Origin of the sequence: Neorhizobium puerariae (genome assembly GCF_042429745.1) — a bacterium.
GTDB classification, from domain to species: domain Bacteria; phylum Pseudomonadota; class Alphaproteobacteria; order Rhizobiales; family Rhizobiaceae; genus Neorhizobium; species Neorhizobium puerariae.
In genome coordinates this window covers 58,610-79,674 of the sequence record NZ_JBHMAA010000033.1, presented here as the reverse complement: position 1 = coordinate 79,674, position 21,065 = coordinate 58,610, and the positions used below count along the sequence as shown (strand labels likewise).

The following is a 21,065-nucleotide window of genomic DNA, read 5'->3' as shown; positions in this document are numbered from 1 at the left end:
TGCCAGGCGATAAAAAGAATCCTTATTTTTCAGTCTGTTCGTGGAAACGGTGCCGATTGGCACGGTCATTGCTGCCTGTTGTTCGTGACCCAAGGAGGGGTCGCGGACAAGAGGAGGAGTTACCGTGAACGTACACAACAAAAATGTGCGTAGCGTCCAGGTGCTCGGCATTGATGCCGGGGGCACCATGACGGACACATTCTTTGTCGATGCAGAAGGCGATTTCGTCGTCGGCAAGGCCCAATCGACCCCGCAGAACGAGGCGATCGGACTGATCAACTCCAGCAAGGACGGGCTGGCCTTGTGGGGAATGGACCTGTCCGATGCCCTGGCGCAGTTGCAGACCGGCGTCTATTCGGGCACGGCCATGCTGAACCGCGTCGTGCAGCGCAAGGGGCTTCGGTGCGGTCTCATCGTCAATGCCGGCATGGAGGATTTCCACCGGATGGGACGGGCGATCCAGTGTTATCTCGGCTATGCCTACGAGGATCGCATCCATCTCAACACCCATCGCTACGATCCGCCGCTTGTCCCGCGGCAGCTTACCCGGGGCGTCGTCGAACGGGTCGACATGTCCGGCACCGTGGTCATTCCGCTCCGGGAGGAAAGCGCCCGCCGGGCCGCACGCGAACTGATCGCGCTCGATGTCGAGGGGATCGTCATCAGTCTGCTCCACTCCTACAAGAATGCCGCGCATGAGCGCCGCGTCCGCGACATCGTGATCGAGGAGGTCGCGAAGAGCGGCAAGAATATCCCGGTTTTCGCCTCGGCCGACTATTATCCGGTGCGCAAGGAAACACACCGGACCAACACGACGATCCTCGAAGGATATGCCGCCGAGCCGTCGCGACAGACGCTGAAGAAGATATCCGACGCCTTCAAGGAGCAGGGGACGAAATTCGATTTCCGCGTCATGGCGACCCATGGCGGCACCATTTCGTGGAAGGCCAAGGAGCTCGCCCGCACGATCGTGTCGGGTCCGATCGGCGGCGTCATTGGCGCCAAGTATCTGGGAGAAGTGCTGGGCTACAAGAATATCGCCTGCTCGGATATCGGCGGTACGTCGTTCGACGTGGCGCTGATCACGCAAGGCGAACTCACCATCAAGAACGATCCCGACATGGCCCGCCTCGTTCTCTCCCTGCCGCTCGTCGGCATGGATTCCGTCGGCGCCGGCGCCGGTTCCTTCATCCGCCTCGATCCCTATACCAAGGCGATCAAGCTTGGGCCGGATTCCGCGGGTTATCGCGTCGGTGTCTGCTGGGCCGAGAGCGGTATCGAGACCGTGACGGTTTCCGATTGCCATATGGTGCTCGGCTATCTCAATCCGGACAATTTCCTGGGCGGCGCGGTCAAGCTCGACCGGCAGCGTTCGGTGGATGCCATCAAGAAGCAGATCGCCGATCCGCTCGGACTTTCCGTGGAAGATGCGGCGGCCGGCGTCATCGAGCTGCTCGATTCCGACCTGCGCGACTATCTGCGCTCGATGATCTCTGGCAAGGGATATTCGCCGGCAAGCTTCGTCTGCTTCTCCTATGGAGGTGCGGGACCGGTCCATACCTATGGCTATACGGAGGGTCTCGGTTTCGAGGACGTCATCGTGCCGGCCTGGGCCGCGGGATTTTCCGCCTTCGGCTGCGCCGCTGCGGATTTCGAATACCGCTACGACAAGTCCCTCGACATCAACATTGCCCCGGATGCCCCCGATGCCCAGAAAGCCGAGGCCTCGAAGGTGCTTCAGGCGGCCTGGGAGGAACTGACCCGCAACGTTCTGGAGGAGTTCCGGCTCAACGGCTACGACGCCGACAAGGTATCGCTCCAGCCCGGTTACCGCATGCAATATCGCGGCCAGCTCAATGACCTGGAGATCGAAAGCCCGATCCAGTCGGCGTCGACGGCGGAAGACTGGGACAAGATGGTAGATGCCTACAACGCCACCTATGGCCGGGTCTATTCCGAGAGCGCCCGTTCGCCGGAGCTCGGTTATTCGGTGACCGGCGCCATCATGCGCGGCACCGTGCCGATCCAGAAGCCCAAGATCCCGAAGGAGGACCTGCAGTCCGAAACCCCGCCCGAGGAGGCGAAGATCGGCACGCGCAAGTTCTACCGCAAGAAACGCTGGGTCGACGCCCAGCTCTACAAGATGGAAGCGCTCAAGCCCGGCAACCGGGTGATCGGCCCGGCCATCATCGAGTCCGACGCGACCACCTTCGTCGTTCCGGACGGCTTCGAAACCTGGCTCGACGGACACCGTCTGTTCCACCTGCAGGAAGTCTGACCAGGCGCAGGGGGCGACCGCAATCGGCCCCGGCCACAGAGCACCCTCAAGATCGAACAAGGAACATAGTCATGAACATCAATGTCAAGGACAGGAGCCTCGAAGGCGCCGCGCGCGGCGTGGTCCGTGGAGGCGAAACGCTGAAGGAACATCGCGACCGCGTCATGGATGCGACGCGGAAGACGAAACATTACGCCGGCCTGCAGAAGATGGAGCTGCGCGACCGCGATCCGATCCTCTACAACAAGCTGTTCTCGCGGCTTCGCGCCGGTGTCGTCGATGCGCGCGAGACGGCCAAGAAGATCGCCGCATCGCCGATCGTCGAGCAGGAAGGCGAACTCTGCTTCACGCTCTACAATGCGGCCGGCGATTCGATCCTGACCTCCACCGGCATCATCATCCATGTCGGCACCATGGGGGCGGCGATCAAGTACATGATCGAGAACGACTGGGAGAGCAATCCCGGCGTGCGCGACAAGGACATCTTCTGCAACAACGATTCCCTCATCGGCAACGTGCATCCGTGCGATATCCATACGATCGTGCCGATCTTCTGGGAGGGCGAACTGATCGGCTGGGTCGGCGGCGTCACCCACGTCATCGACACCGGCGCCGTCGGGCCGGGCTCCATGGCGACCGGGCAGGTGCAGCGTTTCGGCGACGGCTATTCCATCACCTGCCGCAAGGTGGGCGAGAACGACACCCTTTATCGGGACTGGCTGCATGAAAGCCAGCGCATGGTCCGCACCACCCGCTACTGGATGCTGGACGAACGCACGCGCATCGCCGGCTGCCACATGATCCGCAAGCTGGTGGAGGAGGTGATCGCCGAGGAGGGGATCGACTCCTACTGGAAGTTCGCCTACGAGGCGGTCGAGCATGGCCGCGTCGGCCTGCAGAATCGCATCAAGGCGATGACCATTCCCGGCAAGTACCGGCAGGTCGGGTTCGTCGACGTGCCTTATAATCACGACGACGTGCGCGTGCCTTCCGATTTCGCGAAGGTCGATACGATCATGCATGCGCCATCGGAGATCACCATCCGGAACGATGGCACCTGGCGGCTGGACTTCGAAGGTTCGAGCCGCTGGGGCTGGCACACCTACAACGCCCATCAGGTGAGCTTCACGTCCGGCATATGGGTGATGATGACGCAGACCCTGATCCCATCGGAAATGATCAATGACGGCGCGGCTTACGGCACCGAGTTCCGGCTGCCGAAAGGCACATGGATGAACCCGGACGACCGGCGCGTCGCCTTCTCCTATTCCTGGCACTTCCTGGTGTCGGCCTGGACGGCGCTCTGGCGCGGCCTGTCGCGCTCCTATTTCGGACGCGGCTATCTCGAGGAGGTGAACGCCGGCAACGCCAACACCTCGAACTGGCTGCAGGGCGGCGGCTTCAACCAGTACGACGAGATCCATGCCGTCAATTCCTTCGAATGCGCGGCCAACGGCACGGGTGCGACCGCCGTCGGGGACGGCCTCTCCCACGCGGCCGCCATCTGGAACCCGGAAGGCGACATGGGTGACATGGAGATCTGGGAACTTGCCGAACCGCTCGTCTATCTCGGCCGGCAGATCAAGGCTTCCTCGGGCGGATCGGGCAAGTATCGCGGCGGTTGCGGCTTCGAGAGCCTGCGCATGGTCTGGAACGCCAAGGACTGGACGATGTTCTTCATGGGCAATGGCCATATCTCCTCCGACTGGGGGTTGATGGGCGGTTATCCGGCGGCCTCGGGATACCGTTTCGCCGCGCACAAGACGGAACTGAAGAAGCTCATCGAGGAAGGAAAGGAGATACCGCTCGGCGGCGATGCCGATCCGGAAAACCCGGTCTGGGACGGCCTCCTGAAGGACGCCGTGATCAAGCGCGACAAGCAGGCGATCACCACCGAGGAAATGTTCTCCGACTATGACCTCTATCTCAACTACATGCGTGGCGGTCCGGGCTTCGGCGATCCGCTCGATCGCGACCCGCAGACCGTCGCGGATGACGTCAACGGCGGCTACGTGCTGGAGCGCTTTGCCCGGCAGGTCTACGGCGTCGTCCTGAGAAAGGGCCAGGAAGGACATGCCGTCGATGTTGCCGCCACCGAGGCGGAGCGCCGCGCAATCCGCAAGGCGCGAATCGCAAAGGCGGTTCCCGCCCGGGAATGGATGAAGCAGGAGCGGGAGAAGATCCTTGCGAAGAAGGCCTCGACCCAGGTGCAACAGATGTTTGCCTCGTCCTTCAAGCTCGGCCCGCGTTTCGAGAAAGAGTTCCGCACTTTCTGGGACCTGCCGGAAGACTGGGTGCTGACCGAGGAGGAGCTCGGCATCCCCACCTACGGGTCGCGTTACTCCATGGACCTTTCCGAGCTGCCCGACGTGAAGACCGTCCAGTTCGTCGAGGAATGATCCCCGGTTTTGCAGAAGGATACGGGCGGCAAGGCCCGTATCCATTCACCATCGTTTCCTTTGGGAGGATTTGAACAATGGCCTATACCCGTACCAAGATCGCCGATCTCATCGACGGAAAGATCGACCACGACACGCTTCACCAGATGCTTTCGACGCCGAAGGACCCGGAGCGTTTCCAGATGTACATGGAAATCCTGCAGGAGCGGGTTCCGTGGGACGAGAAGATCATCCTGCCGCTCGGACCCAAGCTTTATATCGTCCAGCAGAAACAGACGAAGCAATGGACGGTTCGCTGCGAGTGCGGTCACGACTTCTGCGACTGGCGCGAGAACTGGAAGCTCCATGCGCTGGTGCATGTACGCGACACACCGGAAAAGATGGAGGAGATCTATCCCCGCCTGATGGCTCCGACACCGACCTGGCAGGTGATCCGCGAGTTCTATTGCCCCGAATGCGGCACGCTTCACGATGTCGAGGCGCCGACCCCCTGGTATCCGATCATCCGCGATTTCGAGCCGGATATCGATACCTTCTATCGGGACTGGATCGGCCTGCCGGTTCCGGAGCGGGCGGAAGCCGCGTAGCGGCAGCGCTCGGAGCGGGCGCGGTTCCAAGATGCCGCGCCCGTTCGCCATCAGAAGCAATCACGGATCGCCAGCCCGGGAGGAACCGATATGGCGCAAAAGATGAAAGCAGCGATCTTCGTGGAGAAGGACGCTCCGTCCGGCTGGAGCCTTGCATGAGAAAACTTTTTCAAAGCGGCGCGGACGCGCTTTCGGAAATGTTGACCGACGGCATGACGATCATGGCCGGCGGTTTCGGCCTCTGCGGCATCCCGATGAGCCTGATCGAGGCGATCCGGCTCTCGGGCGCGAAGGATCTGACGGTGATTTCCAACAATGCCGGAGTGGACGGCTACGGGCTCGGCATCCTGCTGGAGACGCGTCAGATCCGCAAGATGATTTCCTCCTATGTGGGTGAGAACAAGTTGTTCGCCCAGCAATACCTGTCGGGCGAACTGGAGCTGGAATTCAATCCGCAAGGCACGCTCGCCGAGCGCATCCGGGCCGGAGGAGCCGGCATTCCCGCCTTCTACACCAAGACCGGGGTCGGAACGCTGGTGGCCGAGGGCAAGGAGGTGCGCAGCTTCGCCGGGGAGGAGTATGTGATGGAGACGGGCCTCGTTGCCGATGTCGCGATCGTTCATGCTTTCAAGGGCGATACGGAGGGAAATCTCGTCTACCGCAAGACGGCGCGCAACTTCAATCCGATGATGGCGACGGCCGCACGCGTGACGGTCGCCGAGGTCGAGCACCTCGTGCCTGCCGGCTCGATCGATCCGGATCACGTCCACACGCCCGGCATCTACGTGCAGCGGATCGTCCATGTTTCCAATCCGGAAAAACGGATCGAACAATGCACCACGCGTCCCAAACCACACAAGGAGTTCGCCTGACATGGCCTGGACCCGCGAGCAGATGGCGGCGCGTGCCGCCCGTGAGATCGAGGACGGTTTCTACGTCAATCTCGGCATCGGCATTCCGACGCTGGTCGCCAATTTCATTCCGGACGGGGTCGAGGTGACCCTGCAAAGCGAGAACGGCATGCTGGGCATGGGGCCTTTTCCCTACGAGGGCGAGGAGGACGCCGATCTCATCAATGCCGGGAAACAGACAATCACCGAACTGCCAAAAACGAGCTATTTTTCGTCAGCCGACAGCTTTGCGATGATCCGGGGAGGGCATATCGACCTCTCCATTCTCGGCGCGATGCAGGTCTCGGAAAGCGGCGACCTCGCCAACTGGATGATCCCCGGCAAGATGGTCAAGGGCATGGGCGGTGCGATGGATCTTGTCGCGGGCGTCAAGCGCGTCGTCGTCGTCATGGAGCACGAAGCCAGGGGCGAGCCGAAGCTGCTCAAGGAATGCACCCTGCCGCTGACCGGCCGGCGGGTCGCCGATCTCGTCGTCACCGATCTCGGCGTCTTCACCATTGCCCGGCACGGCGAGCCGAGGATGGTGCTTGTCGAAACCGCGGATGGCGTATCCGTCGATGAAATCCGCGCCAAGACGGGCACTCTTTTCGACATCGGTCTTGCTTCCGGGAGGATTGCATCATGAATGAGGCGGTCATCGTTTCGGCGGCGCGCACCGCGGTCGGCAGTTTCATGGGCGGCTTTGCAGACGTTCCGGCCCACGAGCTTGGTTCGGCTGTGATCACCGCCGTGCTCGAACGGGCGGGGCTACTCGCGGAAGAAGTCGACGAGGTCATTCTCGGCCAGGTTCTGACGGCCGGGCAGGGCCAGAATCCGGCTCGGCAGGCCGCGATGAAGGCGGGCATTCCCCAGGAGGCGACGGCATTCGGTGTCAATCAGGTCTGCGGCTCGGGCCTCAGGGCCGTGGCGCTTGCCGCACAGCAGATTGTCACCGGAGACGCGCGGATTGTCGTGGCCGGAGGCCAGGAGTCGATGTCGCTTTCGCCGCATTGCCGGCATCTGAGAGCCGCGGCGAAGATGGGTGACGCGGTTTTGGCCGATACGATGCTGAGCGACGGCCTAGTGGATGCCTTCCATGGTTATCACATGGGCATAACGGCTGAGAATGTCGCGAAGGCATTCGAGATATCGCGGCAGCAACAGGACGATTTCGCCCTGGCATCGCAGAGAAAGGCCGCGGCGGCGCAGGAGGCCGGATATTTCGAGCGCGAGATCGTACCCTTTCGCGTCGAGAACAGAAAAGCGACCGTCGTCGTCGACCGGGACGAGTATATCCGCCGGGACGCCAGTGCCGAAAGAATGGCGGCGCTGCGCCCTGCCTTCGACCGAAACGGCACGGTGACTGCCGGGAACGCCTCCGGGCTCAATGACGGAGCGGCGGCAGTCGTCGTCACGAGCCTCAGGGACGCCCGGCAACGAAACCTGCCGGTCCTTGCGCGCATAGCCTCCTGGGCAACGGCCGGCGTCGATCCGGCGCTTATGGGAACCGGGCCGATCCCCGCCTCACGCAAGGCTCTCGATAAGGCCGGCTGGAGTGTGGACGACCTCGATCTGATCGAGGCGAACGAGGCATTCGCGGCTCAGGCCTGCGCCGTGAACAAGAACATGGGCTGGGAACCCGGACGGGTCAATGCCAATGGTGGAGCGATCGCCATCGGCCATCCGATCGGTGCGTCCGGCGCGCGTGTTCTCGTCACGCTGCTCCATGAAATGCAGCGCAGGGACGCCCGCAAGGGGCTCGCAACGCTCTGTATCGGCGGTGGCATGGGCATTGCCATGTGCGTGGAGAGATAAGGGCCGGCCGGCGGAAAAGCTCAGTGCTTCGCTCTCCGTCCCCGATAGGTGGCCGGCGGCGGGAGGGCCTCGTGGGTTTGCGCCAGTTTTTCGAGCCATTCGCCGAGAGCTTCCGGTATCTCTTCGGTCCCGGCTTCCATCGCCTCTATCCAGGAGAGCTCGCATTGCAGCGCCGAGGCGATATTGATCGGCGTCCAGCGGATGTGAAGCAGGCACTCAGTGAAGCGGGCAGGGGTCATCTCGGAACCTTCCATAAGATCGCCATCAGACAGGCAACATCAAAACCTTTCTATCGAACCCCTTTTAAATACAGTGCTTTGCGCGCGCTGTCAGGCTTCATTACGAAGCATCTCCAGTTTCTTGACACCCTTGCCGGCAGCCCTTTCCTGGGAGCTGCCAAATGGTGCGTATCGTGCGGAAATCAGCCGTGGGTGGCGCGCAGCCGGGCCGGCGACACGCTGTGCAGCCGGGACCATGCCCGGCGGAACTGACGGGTGGATGCGAAACCCGCGCGCTCGGCGACGCTTTCCATGTCGAGCCGTGATCCGATGACGAGTTCCCGCGCGAGCGCGATCCGGATACGGTTCACATAGTCGATGACGCTCATGCCCGCCTGTTCGTTGAAGAGACGTGAGAGATTGCGCGGGCTGGTCGCGGCTATCCCGGCGAGCGTTTCCACCGACCAGTCTCCAGCCGGATCGGCGGCGATGGCATCCTGCGCGCGATGGACGGCGGGATGGATGTGATTGCGCCCTTCGAGCCAGGGCGAAAGCTGCGGGTCGGCTCCGCCCCGGCGCAGGTAGATGACGAGATAGCGCGCCACGGCCAGCGCCACCGCATGGCCCGCCTCCCGGGCGACGACATGCAGCATCAGATCAATCCCGGCGGTGATGCCGGCGCTTGTCAGCCTCTCACCGTCCTCGACATAAAGCCTATTCTCGCACACCTTTGCCGTCGGCGCAAATCGCCGAAGCTCGTTCATCGTCGCGTAATGGGTCGTGCATTCGTAACCTTCTAGCAGGCCGGCCCGTGCGGCCAGCAGGGCGCCGGAGCAGATCGTCACCAATCGGATGCCGGGGCGGACCGCGGATTTCAGCCAGGCGACGATCTCGGTTTCAAGCGGGGCGTCATGCCTGCGGCTATCCGTGGCCGATCCGAGTATCTGGTCCGTGGCGCCGGAGATCACCACAAGCGCATCGTCGGGCAAGCTTGCGGGCAGCGGTGTTATGCCGGTCAGGGCAAGGCCGATGGAACTGCCGACCGTTGTCGACGGTCCGATATAGGAGACGATGAACTGTACATGCTCCTGTTCCAGATTGGCCTTGCGCAGCACTTCGATCGGCCCGGCGATGTCGAGCAGCAAGGCGCGCGGCGGCACGACCATGAAGACGGGAATGATCGTCCGCCGCCGCGCTGCCGTCATGCGGCAGCCTTTCCGGCCGGGCCTGCGATCGCCTTCTCGACTGTGGCGATGCGGGCGAAACGGCCGGCCAGCACCAGTTCCGTCCGGGCGCGGATATCGGCAGGGCTCCATTCCCGCCCCGTCGCGTCGGTCATCGGAAATGTCAGTGTCGCCTCACCGACGTAGTCGACCTGGTAGCCGAGGTCGGAGGCGTGCCGGGCCGTCGTCTCGCAGCACTGTTCGGTGCGGATGCCCGAGACGATGAGCCGGCGGATGCCGTTCCCGGTCAGCCAGACATCGAAGCCGCTGCCGACGAGGGCGCTGTGACGCCGCTTCCGGAAGACGGCGTCCGGCTCGATCCGCAACGGCGCCAGCGTGGTGACGTAGCCCGAAGCTTCGGAGAACGGGCCGGCATCTTCCACATGGAAGATCTGGACGATGGATATTCCGGCGGCTTTCGCGCCATCGACCAATGCCTGCTGGCGTTCGAGATAAGCGTCCAGAAGTTCCTCGCGGAAATACGGGCGATGGCGGAACGATTCCTGCGCATCTATGACGATCAAGGCCGTGTCGGACATTTGTTGCCTCCATTGATTGATGATGGAAGACATTCTAAAGCCGCCAGCCTAGAGGAAAATCCCGCTTTCGGATATATAGCGGACAAATCACGCCAACGGAATCCCCGTCTGCTGCGCGTCAGGCCGGGTAAGGCAGGCCATACCGATCGCGCACGGTCTTTTCCTCGTAGCGGGTTCGATAAACGCCACGGTCCTGCAGGATCGGCACGACCTTTTCGACAAATTCCCGGATGTCGTCGGGTGCGCGCGGCGGCTGCAGCGTATAGCCGTCCACCGTTCCATCGGACCACAGATCGATGATGGCGTCCGCCACCTCTTCCGGCGTTCCGAGCACGAGCCTGTGATGCCCTTCGGAGCGGCGGATGGCCTGCCGCGCGGTCAGCCTTTCATGGGCGAGAAGATCGGACAGCCCGAGACCCATGCCGACGGCCTGGAGCCGGTTCGGATCGGGAATGAAACGTTCCGCATCCAGTATCGCGTCCGGATCGAATGTCGACGGATCGAGGTCGTATTCCTTGACGAAGCGGGCAAGCAGGCCGTCCTCGGAACCCGTTCCGCTGTAGAGTTCATGCTTGCGCAACGCTTCTTCGCGATTTTCACCGATGATGAACACGAGGCCGGGAACGATGCGGATGCCGGAAGGATCGCGTCCGAATGCGGCGGCGCGATCCCTGACCTTCCTGCCGAACGCCTGGCCGGCCGGCCGCGAGAGAATGTTGCAATAGATGATCTCGCCATGGCGTGCGGCAAGGTCGATCCCGCCCTCGGACGCGCCCGCCTGGGCGATGACGGGATGCCCCTGGGGCCCCCGCGGCACGTTCAGCGGCCCCTTCACGGTGAAATACTCGCCCGCATGGTCGATCGTATGGGCACTCGTGCTGTCCCAGAAGCGGCCTTCCTGAATGTCGCCCTCGCGTGCCGGGTCCCAGCTCGACCAGAGCTTCTTGGCGACATCGAGGAATTCGGAGGCCTTGGCATAACGCTCGCTGCGCGGCGGCAACGGCGCGCTGCCGAAGTTGGCCGCCACGCCCGGATTGAAGGAGGAGACGATGTTGACGATCAGCCGGCCGCCCGAGACGATATCCGTCGACTGGGTTCGACGTGCCAGATTGTAGGGCGAATTGTAGGTCGAGGACATGGTCGCGACGAAACCGATGTCCGGCACCTGGGCGGCGAGCGTCGTGCAAAGGATCAGCGGGTCGATTGTATGGAAGGGACGGCCGTTCGGGTCGGTCATCAAGGCCGGGTGGTCGGAGAAAAACACCGCATCGAACAGGCCCCTGTGTGCGAGTTCCGTCAGGCGTCGATAGTAGTCCGGGTCGTATATGTCGTGGCGGCTGCCCGTCCTGTATTTCCAGGCGTTGGGGAGGTAGCCGGTGGTGTTTGTGCCGATGTTGAGATTGAGCTTGCGTGTCGAGCTGGTCATGTGGGCATCCGAGATCTTCAAAGAGCGGCCGCCCGGAGCGGCCGGCTGTCGGCGAGGTTGCGTTGCAGGGCGGTGAGCGAGGAGCGCACGGCCTCATAGCCGTGTTCGCGCATCGCATCCTCGTAATCGCGGATGGCCGCCAGCAGGGGCTTTCCCCCCTTGCGGGCCTTGACGAGTTCGGGAACGAGGAGCCCGGTATCGTGAAGCGCGGTGTTGCAGCCGAGGGCGCGGAAATAGGTCATCGCATGGATGGCATCGCCAAGCAGGGTGACAGGGCCGGTTTCCCAGACGGCGCCCGGCGTGGAGCTCTTGACCTTCAGCAGCGCGACGGTGGACGGATCGGTATGACGGATCAGCCTCAGAATGCGTTCGTCCCAATGGCTGATCCGCGACAGGAGGACCTGCAGCAATCCGGCGCCGTCCAGCGTTTCGAGCAGGCTGTCCGGTGCCAGTTCACCCAGCTCGTAGGCGGTGTTCCACCACGCATAGCTCGTGGTGTTGTTGAAATGGAAGCCGGGAATGTCGCGATGCGTCGGGTCCTCGGCGCCGATGAAGCCGTAGCGCGCATAGGCTTCCGGATCGACGCGATGGCTGGTGATCATCAGGCGGCGGCCATCGTGCGGCCGGATGTTGACGTTGAAATCGACCAGGAGCGGCGAGATGCCATGCCGTTCGGCCTCGGCAAGGGTGATCTTGCCGGCGAGCCTGCGGGCGCCGGTATCGACGCCTTCCAGTTCGGGAAGCAGTTGCCGGCGTACGGCGGAGCCGGCGCCGTCCGCGCCGACCAGCACATTGGCGCGGACCGCCGAGCCGTCGGAAAAATGCGCAAGCACGGTGCCGTCCGGCTGCTTTTCGTAGCGTTCGAAGGTCCTGCCGGTCCGGACGCCGTCTTCGAGACCCGAAAGCAAGATCTGCCGCAACGTGATGCGGCTTGCCGATTTTTCGATATGGGTGTCTTCCGGCTCCTGGCCTCCCAAGACCGGCGGGTCGACGCGGTCGAAATTCTCATCCAGCGTAAGGGTTTCGGTCGGCGCGCGTCCAAGCGTTGCGAGAAACGCCTCGAACAGATGCGCTGGCAGGTTAGCCTTCAGGGCGTCGATACCGCGTTGCCGGACACGCAGGCGAAACCCCTGCACGTAGTCGGCGCGAACGGGGTCGCGCTCGAAGACAGCGGCGTCGATGCCGTTTTTCTTCAGCCCCTGTGCCAATGCGAGGCCGCCCGGGCCGCCGCCAATGATGGCGATGTCGACGAAAGGAATGCTCATGGAGTTTACCTAGCGAGTGCCGCTTCGGCGGCCAGATGTTCGGAAATGAAGGTTTCGACGCCGCGTGGCGCGCGGCCGAGAAGAGAGGCGACGACATCCGTCGTCGTCGCGGCGCGGCCAGCGGCAATCAATGTCGCGAACTGCGCCACGGCGCGCTGTTCGAAATCGCCATGAGGGGAAGCCCCCGCAGGCGGCCTTTCCGCCACGTCGACCGGGCGCTTCAAGGCGATGGAGAGGAGGCCGGCGATCTGCCGGGGCGTCACCACGTCCGGGCCGGTGAGGTTCAGCGTCTCGCCGGCGATGCCGTCGGCCAGCAATTCGTGTACCGCGACATCGGCAATGTCGCGGGCATCGATATAGCCCACCCCGGCATCGGGGTTGGCTGCGGCGACTGGGTTGCCGGCGAGTACCTGCCGGATGGTGTTGGCGAGCGACACCTGCATCCAGGCATTCGGCCGGAGGGAGACGTGCTCGACCGGAAGCGAGCGGAGATGCCGTTCGACTGCGGCGTGGGCATCGCCCGAAATGGAGCTGCCGGGCGGCTCGATCGTCCAGTCCGAGCCGGAAATCTTGACGACACGGTGGAGACCGGCTGCGGCCGCCGCATTGGCGACGGCGATCTGATCGGCGGCGAGGGTTTCGCCGATGGGCGACAGCAGGAGAAGCCGCCCGGCATCACGGATCGCGGCGGCGAGGGAAGCGCCGTCGGCGAATTCTCCGACGGCTATCCGGGCTGCAGGGCCGAACAGGCTTCTCGCCGTCTCCGGCCGGCGCGTGAAGATGCGAACCGGTTGGTCGAGCGCGATCAGCCGTTTGACGACGATCTGCCCGAGCCTGCCGGTGGCGCCGGTAACGAGGATGGGGGCGGCGCTCATGCCGCAATACGCCGGGATACGGCTTCCAGCGGCCTCCTGTCGATCCAGTCGAAGACGTTGAAATCGGCAGGAATGAAACCCCATTCGAGCAGGAAATGCTTGAAATGATCGAAGGCGGCGACCTGCTCGTCTTCCAGGGAAAGCGCGAGATGGCGGTGGACGTCGGGGCCGTTCGCAGCCCGGACGGCATCCTCACCGACGCCGATCTCACTGGCGATGAGCCGAACGGCATCGTCCGGATTGGCTTCGGCCCAGGAGGCAATCCGGGTGACGGTTTCGACGAGGTCGGCGACGAGATCGAAATGCTCGCTCAGGAAACGGGCATCGACCGTCAGGGGTCTCGGCGTGCCGTTGTTGATGCGGATCTTCGGGTCCGGATGGAACCCAAACTCCGATACCACGACGGCGCCGATCTGATTGGCGAGGACCACCCCTTCGGCGCCCTTGACGAAAAAGGTGTCGATCTCGCCCCGGGCAAGCGCCAGCAACTCCTCGCCATAGGGGTAACGGCGCTTCAGGCCAAGGAAAGCTGCATTGCCTCTCTCGATCAGGCTGGCTTCCGTGCTGTCGAGATAGACGAGCTCGACATCGGCGTGGCCGAGCCCTTCGAGCGACAGGGCGGAAACGATGCCCTTCAGCGCCGTCGCACGCTGGAAGTCGACGATCTTCTCTCCCGGCTTGCGGGGAACGCCCAGGCGACGGCCCTTGAGGTCGGCGCCCTTCGCGATGCCTGACGAGGGGAGCGCGATGATCGCCTGGAATTCGTCCGTGGTGGTAATGCCGACGACGCGGGTTTCCCGCCCGCCGGACCGCGCCCAGATGGGGGGAATGTTGCCGCCCTGCCGGAAGGAGTAGTCGAGCGCGTGGGTGAAATGGCTCTGCCGGACGGTGGGGTCCTTGCTGTCCCGGATGGATCGGACAGAGACGCCGGAAGCCTGGAATTGCCGGTCGATCCAGCCAAGCTGGTGGGCGATCGACAGCGGGGTCGGTGCCGGGCAGCGTGTGTACCACACGGAATCGAGAGAAGGCATGGCGGATCTCCTAGCTGCGGCCGACGACGGCGAGGCGTGGTTGCGGGTGAGGGCGTACCGGCACGGGTTCGAGCGTCCGTGTGGGCGTGGCGGCATGCCGGCCGAAAGCCGCCTTGGCGAGCATGGTGCGGATGAGGTTGTTCTGCGGCGCATGCGCCTTGCCGGAGAGCGCGTCCCGATGGTGGCGCTCCAGCGGGTTGTCGCGGCTGATGCCGGGATTGCCACCGAGTTCCAGCGCCAGCGTGGTAATGGCGATGGCATTTTCCATGACGGTGTGCTTGACCGCCGCGGCATCCGGGCCAAAGGGCCTTCCGGAATCGAAATCTTCCGCGATCGACCTGAGCAGCCGTCTGTTTACCGTCAACCAGACTTCGATCTGCCCCAGTCCATCCTGGATGCGGGGAACCGTCGAGAGCGGAGCGCCAAGGCTTGCTGGAGCCCGCGTCGCCGCGAAGTCGATCAGCCAGTCGCGGGCACCGCGGGCGGCGCCGTCGTAAATGGCGGGGACGAGGCTGAAGTACCATGCCCCCATCCGCTCGTCGCGCTTCAGGCCCTCGCTTGCCGGAGCGATATCGAGAACGTCTTCCAGCGGAATGGCGACCTCGTCGAGGATGAGGTCGTGGCTGTTGGTGGCGCGCATGCCCGTGGCGTTCCATGTCTTCTCGACCCTCATGCCGTCGGCCGAGGTCGGCACGAGGAATGAGCCGAGACGTGGTTCCGCCTCGTCGGTGACGGCCAGCACCGAGACCCAGCGCAGGAGCGGAATGCCCGTCGCGTAAGTCTTGTGGCCGGTGATCCGCCATTGGTCCCCGACCCTGCGGGCAACCGTTTCGGGCAGGGTGCCGTGCGAGGGCGAGCCGACGCGCGGCTCCACCTGCGCGGCGTTTATCAGCGCCACGCCTTCCCGGTTGGCCTTCGTCACACGCTCGACCAGATGCTCCGGCCATTTGCCTGAAACCCGGATCGAATAATGCTGGTTATAGTGCATGGCGAGCACCAGGGCGGTGGACGGTTCACCTGCTGCGATGGCGGAAACCACGGCCAGCGCTTCCGTCAGGCCGCCGCCGAGGCCGCCGTGTTCGGGCGCGGTCACGAGACCGAGCAGTCCGGCCTCATGCAACGCGTCGAAATTGGCGAACGGAAAATCGCCGGTCTCGTCATAATGGCGGGCGGTCAGCGCGAAGCGCTTTCCCAGTTCCTCGGCCTTTGCGATCGCCGAGGCGACATCGGTTGGAACGGTCATCGGGTTCTCCGGTCAGGCGACGGCGCGCGTTTCGATCTCAGCCCAGGGACGACGGTCGACCCATTGCTCGATATCGAAATTGGAGGCGAGGAAGCCCCATTCATGCAGGAAGTCCTTGTAGTGGCCGATCGCATCGACCAGGTCCGGCTCCAGCCCGATGCCGAGGTGTTTGTGGAGATCCGGGCCGTTGGCGGCCGCCACGACCTCTTCCGAGGCGCCCACCTCGCGGGCAACGAAGCGGCGCACGTCGTCCGGGTGGCCTTCGGCCCAGGCGCTCGCGCGTTGCAGCGTTTCGATGAGCCTGGCGACGAGGTCCGGCCGGTCTTCCGCCAGCCGCTCGTCCACCGTCAGGATGCGCGGCGAGCCCGAGTTGATGCGGATTTTCGGATCGCGATGAAAGCCGAATTCCGTGACGGTATGGGTCGCGAAGAGGTTGGCGACGCCGATGCCCGGCGTGCCCTTCACATAGATCGCGTCGACTTCGCCGCGCAGCAGCGCCGCGATTTCCGGGCCATAGGCCTGCCGGTTGCGCAATCCGTAGAGCTGCGGCCCTTCGCGATTGTCCAGCACCGAGTCGGGAAGTGGGATATCGACGATCTCCACGTCCTTGTGCGTCAGTCCTTCGAGCGAGAGCGCGGAAACGAGGCCCTTCAGCGCCGTGGCGGCCATGAAATCGACGATGCCCGGCGGACGGCGGGCGATGCCGAAGCGGCGGCCGACGAGGTCCCGCGTCGTCCCGATACCTGTCCCGGGGAGGGTGATGATGGCTTGGAATTCGTCCGTCCAGGTGATGCCGACGAGGCGGGTCGGATTGCCTTCCGAGCGCGCCCGGATCGGCGGGACGTTGCCGCCGTGGCGAAAGGAGTATTGCAGATGATGATCGAAATGACTGGAGCGGATCGCCCGGTCCTTGCTGTCGATGATCGAACTGAGCGTGATCCCTTCCTTCGCGAAGGCCTCATCGAGCAGGCCAAGCTGCGTCGCAAGTCCGACCGGGGTCGGCACCGGGCAACGGGTATACCAAATCTGCGAGATCGTGTTCCTCAGTGTCATCGAACCTCTCCTGTCCTCTTTTGCATCGCCTGCCCGGAAGCCTTTTTCGCCCAATCACTGCATGTGAGTGCGTTTGTTGCGTCGTTGTTGCGTAAATTGGAATTTCATCCCGTAATTTCCCGAAATACCGGCATATAACGAAATGTTGTTTCCATAATTTCGGATAATCGGGTTGCGTTTGCTAAAACAGATTTGACAAAGCCTATAGAGTTAGTCAACTATCAAAATCATCGGCACCCGATGAACGGGTGCGCCGAGTTTCGCGACCCGCATCAGGCGAATTGCACAATGAAGAGACGACATTCATGCCCGCGCTGGTGAGAATTGGACGAACGCTGCGACGTACCTTGCTGCAGGCGATCCCGACGATGCTTGGAATCGTCATCCTCAATTTCTTCCTGCTGCAGCTCGCGCCGGGGGATGCCGCCGACGTTCTGGCGGGCGAGGCCGGATCGGCGACCGAAGAGAGCATGGCGGCGCTCAGGACCCGTTTCGGGCTCGACAACCCCGTGCTCGTGCAACTGGGGCACTATCTCAGCAACCTCGCCCATTTCAGTCTGGGTTTTTCGCCGCGTTATGGCATGCCGGTCGCCGATCTGATCGCCCAGCGCCTGCCGGGCACGCTGACCTTGATGGCGGTGGCGCTGGTCATCGCGATCCTGCTCGGCGTTGTCCTCGGCTCGCTGATGTCGGCCTTCGCCGGCCGGCTTCCCGACCGCCTGCTGTCGATCTTCTCGCTGCTCTTCTATTCGATCCCGAGTTTCTGGATCGGCCTCATGCTGATAGTCCTTTTCTCGGTGACGTTGGGATGGCTGCCGAGCGGAGGGGCCGCGACGATCGGTTCGCGGCTGACCGGTTTTCCGGCCTTTCTCGACAAGGCGCGCTACATGGTGTTGCCGGCGACCTCGCTCGCGCTCTTCTACGTGGCGATCTACGCGCGGCTGACGCGCGCCTCCATGCTCGAAGTCAAGAACCAGGATTTCGTCCGCACCGCCTATGCCAAGGGGCTGACGCCGTTCGGCGTGACGGCGCGGCATGTGCTTCGCAACGCGCTCATTCCGATCACCACCATGGCCGGCATGCATATCGGCGGCATGCTCGGTGGCGCCGTCGTGGTCGAGACGGTCTATAGCTGGCCGGGCCTTGGCCGCCTGGCCTTCGAGGCCGTGATGGGCCGCGACTTCACCGTGCTTCTCGGCATTCTCCTGCTTTCCTCGCTTCTCGTCATCATCGCCAATGCCGCCGTGGACCTCGTCCACGCGTGGCTCGATCCCCGTATTGGAGCCCGCTGATGTCCACGACCGATATCGGAACGTTCCGCAGCATCGCTGGCGAGCGCGACATCGTTCCGAACGAAGCCGAGCCGATTGCCGGTTCCGGTTCGGCGGATGCCGCGGCCTGGTCCAACATGAAGGCGCCGGATGCGCGGTCGCAGTCGAGCTCGGCTGTCGCCCTCACCAATGGCAGGCGCGCATTGAAGGTGTTCCTTTCGAACCCCAATGCCCTGTTCGGCACGGGTTTCCTCTTGCTGGTGATCGTCGTCGCCTTTGTTGCGCCGGTCCTTTATCCTGACGATCCGCTTTCCATGGTGGGGCGACCCTTTCTCTGGCCGGGGCAGAATCCTGCCTTTCCGCTTGGCACGGATTCGCTCGGGCGCGATGTGCTCGCCGGTATCCTGCACGGCTCGCGCATCTCGCTGTTCGTCGGCCTGACGGCGACGGCGCTCGGCCTGACATTCGGCGTGCTGGTGGGATCGGTGGCGGGCTATTTCGGCGGCTGGATCGATGACGTGCTGGTGCGCCTGATCGAGATCTTCCAGACGCTGCCGAGCTTCGTGCTGCTTGTCGTGCTTGTGGCGATCGCCCAGCCTTCCGCGACGACGGTGACGCTGGCGATCGCCATCATCTCCTGGCCGACCGTGGCGCGGCTGACGCGCGCCGAATTCCGTGCGATCCGGGAGAAGGATTTCGTGGTGGCGGCCCGCAGCCTCGGCTACGGCCACGCCCGCATCATCTTCCGCGAAATCCTGCCGAACGCGCTGCCGCCGATCATCGTCACGTCGTCGGTCATGGTGGCGACCGCGATCCTGATGGAATCGGCGCTGTCCTTCATGGGGCTCGGCGATCCGAACGTGGTAAGCTGGGGTTCGATGATCGGCACTGGCCGCGAGCTCGTCCGCACCGCCTGGTATCTCACGGCGCTGCCGGGTCTGGCGATCGTCTTCACCGTGCTGGCGCTCAACCTCATCGGCGACGGGCTCAACGATGCCCTCAACCCCCGCTTCTCGCAGGATCGTTAGAACATGGCGTCACTGCTGCAGGTAGACAACCTCACCATCCGTTTTCCGCGCGCCGAGCCGGTCCGGGACCTTTCCTTCGAGATCGGAGAGGGAGAGACGCTGGCGATCGTCGGCGAATCCGGTTCCGGCAAGTCGCTGACCGCCTTGGCGCTGATGCAGCTCCTGCCGCGCGCCGCGCGGATCACCGGCGGCAGGATCGCTTTTGCCGGCCGTGACCTGCTGAAGCTCGACGCGCGCGAGATGCGGCATTTGCGCGGCAGCGAGATCGCCATGATCTTCCAGGAGCCGATGACCAGTCTCAATCCGGTGATGACGATCGGCCGCCAGATCGCCGAGGTGTTGAAGGTCCACGAGAAGCTGCCGGGGAGAGCCGCGCGGGAAAGGGCGATCGAGCTCCTGAAGCTGGTCCGCATTCCCGCGCCGGAAAAGCGGGTGGACGACTATCCGCACCAGCTTTCCGGCGGCATGCGGCAGCGCGTGATGATCGCGATGGCCGTCGCCTGCAAACCGAAGCTGCTGATCGCCGACGAACCGACGACCGCGCTCGACGTCACCATTCAGGCGCAGGTGCTCGACCTGCTCGATACGCTCCGGCGCGAACTGCGGATGGCCGTCGTTCTCATCACCCACGATCTCGGCGTGGTGGCGCAGTGGGCGGACAAGGTGGTGGTCATGTATGCGGGCCGCAAGGTGGAGCAGGCATTGCCCGGCGACCTGTTCGACAATCCCCTTCACCCCTATACGCGCGGCCTGCTTGCCGCATCGCCGCGTTTGAAGAACGATTTCCACTATCGCGACGGCGCACTCACCGAAATACCCGGCTCGATCGTTTCTGCGGCCGGCGAAACCGGCTGTCCTTTCAGGCCGCGGTGCGGCGAAGCGCGCGCAAGCTGCGGTCATCACGTCCCCCAGCTCACGATCCCGGCACCGGATCGCCTCGTTGCCTGCCCCTTCACGTCTCCCATCAAGGCCGTGCCCCATGTCGCTGCTCTCAGTCTCTGATCTCAAGACGCATTACAGGAGCCGGGACGGCTTGCTGCGTGCGGTGGACGGCATCGACCTCGTGGTCGAACGCGGGGAAACGGTCGGCCTCGTGGGAGAGAGCGGCTGCGGCAAGTCGACGCTTGGCAAGACGGTGTTGCGGCTCGTCGATCCGACCGAAGGCAGGATCGAGTTCAAGGGCGAGGACATCACCGTTCTCGATCAGCGGCGGTTGCGGAACGTGCGCAGGTCCATTCAGATGATCTTCCAGGACCCGTTCGCATCGCTCAATCCGCGGCATACGATCGGCGAGATTCTCGAGGCGCCGCTCATCGTGCACAAGGTGGGAAATCGCGCAGAACGGCGAGGGATCGTTGCCGACATCGTCGCCAAGGTCGGATTGCCTGCCGAATCCATCAACCGCTATCCGCACGAATTCTCCGGAGGCCAGCGGCAACGCATCGGCATCGCCCGCGCGCTGCTTCTCAATCCGGAGCTGATCGTCTGCGACGAACCGGTCTCGGCGCTCGACCTTTCCATCCAGGCGCAGATCCTCAATCTGCTGGTGGAGATGAAGAAGGAATTCGGCCTCTCCTACCTTTTCATCAGCCACGATCTTTCGGTGGTGCGTTATTTCGCGGACCGGGTTATGGTGATGTATCTCGGGCGGATCGTGGAAAGTGCGGACAACGCGACCCTGTGGTCCGATCCGCGGCACCCCTATACGAGGGCTCTGATGGAGGCGGTGCCTGATCCTTCGAGGCCGCGCCAGGCGGCCCCGCTCGGCGGGGATCTGCCAAGCCCCAGCAATATTCCATCGGGCTGTCGGTTCCACACCCGCTGCCCGCTCGCGACGGACCTGTGCCGCGCGGACGAACCGGAATTCCGCGTAATCGCGCCCGGCCACCAGGTCGCCTGCCATTTCGCGGACCGCATCAACTGA

Annotated in this window: 19 protein-coding genes; 10 read left to right on the top strand and 9 right to left on the bottom strand. The window is 63.6% G+C overall.

What is annotated here, in order from left to right; genetic code table 11:
• The first annotated feature begins 124 nt into the window (after window positions 1–124).
• The 6 genes from ACFFP0_RS26505 to ACFFP0_RS26480 all read left to right on the top strand — a co-directional run bounded on the left by ACFFP0_RS26505 (window position 125) and on the right by ACFFP0_RS26480 (window position 7,969).
• Entirely contained in the window at window positions 125–2,278 is a 2,154-nt protein-coding gene (locus tag ACFFP0_RS26505; RefSeq protein WP_377265216.1) for a hydantoinase/oxoprolinase family protein, read from the top strand.
• Between the two features lie 71 nt (window positions 2,279–2,349).
• Window positions 2,350–4,677 carry a hydantoinase B/oxoprolinase family protein gene (locus tag ACFFP0_RS26500; RefSeq protein ID WP_377265215.1) on the top strand — a complete coding sequence of 776 codons (2,328 nt, stop codon included), beginning with the start codon at window positions 2,350–2,352 and terminating at the stop codon, window positions 4,675–4,677.
• 77 nt (window positions 4,678–4,754) lie between these two features.
• On the top strand, window positions 4,755–5,264 hold the full coding sequence (locus ACFFP0_RS26495) for an acetone carboxylase subunit gamma (RefSeq protein ID WP_377265214.1): 510 nt from the start codon (window positions 4,755–4,757) through the stop codon (window positions 5,262–5,264).
• Window positions 5,265–5,419: 155 nt separating this feature from the next.
• Window positions 5,420–6,136, top strand: a complete 717-nt coding sequence (locus ACFFP0_RS26490) for a CoA transferase subunit A (RefSeq protein WP_377265213.1) — start codon at window positions 5,420–5,422, stop codon at window positions 6,134–6,136.
• A gap of 1 nt (window position 6,137) precedes the next feature.
• Window positions 6,138–6,800 (top strand): 3-oxoacid CoA-transferase subunit B, encoded by a 663-nt coding sequence (locus ACFFP0_RS26485; protein ID WP_377265212.1) that lies wholly within the window; start codon window positions 6,138–6,140, stop codon window positions 6,798–6,800.
• Window positions 6,797–7,969 (top strand): acetyl-CoA C-acetyltransferase, encoded by a 1,173-nt coding sequence (locus ACFFP0_RS26480; protein ID WP_377265211.1) that lies wholly within the window; start codon window positions 6,797–6,799, stop codon window positions 7,967–7,969. The genes ACFFP0_RS26485 and ACFFP0_RS26480 overlap by 4 nt, the downstream gene beginning before the upstream one ends.
• Window positions 7,970–7,989: 20 nt before the next feature.
• On the opposite strand, the gene ACFFP0_RS26475 is transcribed toward ACFFP0_RS26480, so the two are convergent.
• The 9 genes from ACFFP0_RS26475 to ACFFP0_RS26435 form a co-directional block, all read right to left on the bottom strand.
• Window positions 7,990–8,208, bottom strand: a complete 219-nt coding sequence (locus ACFFP0_RS26475; RefSeq protein WP_377265210.1) for a hypothetical protein — start codon at window positions 8,206–8,208, stop codon at window positions 7,990–7,992.
• A gap of 182 nt (window positions 8,209–8,390) precedes the next feature.
• A complete protein-coding gene (locus ACFFP0_RS26470; protein WP_377265209.1) occupies window positions 8,391–9,392 on the bottom strand; it encodes a GlxA family transcriptional regulator in 1,002 nt (333 codons plus the stop codon).
• On the bottom strand, window positions 9,389–9,949 hold the full coding sequence (locus ACFFP0_RS26465) for an isochorismatase family protein (RefSeq protein WP_377265208.1): 561 nt from the start codon (window positions 9,947–9,949) through the stop codon (window positions 9,389–9,391). The genes ACFFP0_RS26470 and ACFFP0_RS26465 overlap by 4 nt, the downstream gene beginning before the upstream one ends.
• 118 nt (window positions 9,950–10,067) lie before the next feature.
• Window positions 10,068–11,375 carry an NtaA/DmoA family FMN-dependent monooxygenase gene (locus ACFFP0_RS26460; protein WP_377265207.1) on the bottom strand — a complete coding sequence of 436 codons (1,308 nt, stop codon included), beginning with the start codon at window positions 11,373–11,375 and terminating at the stop codon, window positions 10,068–10,070.
• Window positions 11,376–11,392: 17 nt separating this feature from the next.
• Window positions 11,393–12,640: an FAD-dependent oxidoreductase gene (locus ACFFP0_RS26455; RefSeq protein WP_377265206.1), complete on the bottom strand. Its 1,248-nt coding sequence runs from the start codon at window positions 12,638–12,640 to the stop codon at window positions 11,393–11,395.
• Between the two features lie 5 nt (window positions 12,641–12,645).
• The gene (locus ACFFP0_RS26450; protein WP_377265205.1) at window positions 12,646–13,515 is read right to left on the bottom strand and encodes an NAD(P)H-binding protein; all 870 of its coding nucleotides are present in this window, start codon (window positions 13,513–13,515) and stop codon (window positions 12,646–12,648) included.
• Window positions 13,512–14,546 (bottom strand): ABC transporter substrate-binding protein, encoded by a 1,035-nt coding sequence (locus ACFFP0_RS26445; protein ID WP_377265204.1) that lies wholly within the window; start codon window positions 14,544–14,546, stop codon window positions 13,512–13,514. Before ACFFP0_RS26445 ends, ACFFP0_RS26450 begins: the two co-directional genes overlap by 4 nt.
• Window positions 14,547–14,556: 10 nt before the next feature.
• Complete coding sequence (locus ACFFP0_RS26440; RefSeq protein WP_377265203.1) at window positions 14,557–15,789, bottom strand: acyl-CoA dehydrogenase family protein; 1,233 nt, start codon at window positions 15,787–15,789, stop codon at window positions 14,557–14,559.
• A 12-nt stretch (window positions 15,790–15,801) separates the two neighbouring features.
• On the bottom strand, window positions 15,802–16,842 hold the full coding sequence (locus tag ACFFP0_RS26435; protein WP_377265202.1) for an ABC transporter substrate-binding protein: 1,041 nt from the start codon (window positions 16,840–16,842) through the stop codon (window positions 15,802–15,804).
• Between the two features lie 305 nt (window positions 16,843–17,147).
• On the opposite strand from ACFFP0_RS26435, the gene ACFFP0_RS26430 reads away from it, so the two are divergent.
• The 4 genes from ACFFP0_RS26430 to ACFFP0_RS26415 are packed head-to-tail and all read left to right on the top strand — an operon-like array spanning window position 17,148 to window position 21,065.
• Window positions 17,148–18,134, top strand: a complete 987-nt coding sequence (locus tag ACFFP0_RS26430; protein ID WP_377265201.1) for an ABC transporter permease — start codon at window positions 17,148–17,150, stop codon at window positions 18,132–18,134.
• On the top strand, window positions 18,134–19,141 hold the full coding sequence (locus tag ACFFP0_RS26425) for an ABC transporter permease (protein WP_377265200.1): 1,008 nt from the start codon (window positions 18,134–18,136) through the stop codon (window positions 19,139–19,141). Before ACFFP0_RS26430 ends, ACFFP0_RS26425 begins: the two co-directional genes overlap by 1 nt.
• 3 nt (window positions 19,142–19,144) lie before the next feature.
• Window positions 19,145–20,143 (top strand): ABC transporter ATP-binding protein, encoded by a 999-nt coding sequence (locus ACFFP0_RS26420; RefSeq protein ID WP_377265199.1) that lies wholly within the window; start codon window positions 19,145–19,147, stop codon window positions 20,141–20,143.
• Window positions 20,121–21,065 (top strand): ABC transporter ATP-binding protein, encoded by a 945-nt coding sequence (locus ACFFP0_RS26415; RefSeq protein ID WP_377265198.1) that lies wholly within the window; start codon window positions 20,121–20,123, stop codon window positions 21,063–21,065. Before ACFFP0_RS26420 ends, ACFFP0_RS26415 begins: the two co-directional genes overlap by 23 nt.

Coding starts and splice junctions, on each gene's coding strand:
- ACFFP0_RS26500 (WP_377265215.1), top strand. CDS start 2,350: ATGAACATCAATGTCAAGGACAGGAGCCTCGAAGGCGCCGCGCGCGGC.
- ACFFP0_RS26495 (WP_377265214.1), top strand. CDS start 4,755: ATGGCCTATACCCGTACCAAGATCGCCGATCTCATCGACGGAAAGATC.
- ACFFP0_RS26490 (WP_377265213.1), top strand. CDS start 5,420: ATGAGAAAACTTTTTCAAAGCGGCGCGGACGCGCTTTCGGAAATGTTG.
- ACFFP0_RS26485 (WP_377265212.1), top strand. CDS start 6,138: ATGGCCTGGACCCGCGAGCAGATGGCGGCGCGTGCCGCCCGTGAGATC.
- ACFFP0_RS26480 (WP_377265211.1), top strand. CDS start 6,797: ATGAATGAGGCGGTCATCGTTTCGGCGGCGCGCACCGCGGTCGGCAGT.
- ACFFP0_RS26475 (WP_377265210.1), bottom strand. CDS start 8,208: ATGACCCCTGCCCGCTTCACTGAGTGCCTGCTTCACATCCGCTGGACG.
- ACFFP0_RS26470 (WP_377265209.1), bottom strand. CDS start 9,392: ATGACGGCAGCGCGGCGGCGGACGATCATTCCCGTCTTCATGGTCGTG.
- ACFFP0_RS26465 (WP_377265208.1), bottom strand. CDS start 9,949: ATGTCCGACACGGCCTTGATCGTCATAGATGCGCAGGAATCGTTCCGC.
- ACFFP0_RS26460 (WP_377265207.1), bottom strand. CDS start 11,375: ATGACCAGCTCGACACGCAAGCTCAATCTCAACATCGGCACAAACACC.
- ACFFP0_RS26455 (WP_377265206.1), bottom strand. CDS start 12,640: ATGAGCATTCCTTTCGTCGACATCGCCATCATTGGCGGCGGCCCGGGC.
- ACFFP0_RS26450 (WP_377265205.1), bottom strand. CDS start 13,515: ATGAGCGCCGCCCCCATCCTCGTTACCGGCGCCACCGGCAGGCTCGGG.
- ACFFP0_RS26445 (WP_377265204.1), bottom strand. CDS start 14,546: ATGCCTTCTCTCGATTCCGTGTGGTACACACGCTGCCCGGCACCGACC.
- ACFFP0_RS26440 (WP_377265203.1), bottom strand. CDS start 15,789: ATGACCGTTCCAACCGATGTCGCCTCGGCGATCGCAAAGGCCGAGGAA.
- ACFFP0_RS26435 (WP_377265202.1), bottom strand. CDS start 16,842: ATGACACTGAGGAACACGATCTCGCAGATTTGGTATACCCGTTGCCCG.
- ACFFP0_RS26430 (WP_377265201.1), top strand. CDS start 17,148: ATGCCCGCGCTGGTGAGAATTGGACGAACGCTGCGACGTACCTTGCTG.
- ACFFP0_RS26425 (WP_377265200.1), top strand. CDS start 18,134: ATGTCCACGACCGATATCGGAACGTTCCGCAGCATCGCTGGCGAGCGC.
- ACFFP0_RS26420 (WP_377265199.1), top strand. CDS start 19,145: ATGGCGTCACTGCTGCAGGTAGACAACCTCACCATCCGTTTTCCGCGC.
- ACFFP0_RS26415 (WP_377265198.1), top strand. CDS start 20,121: ATGTCGCTGCTCTCAGTCTCTGATCTCAAGACGCATTACAGGAGCCGG.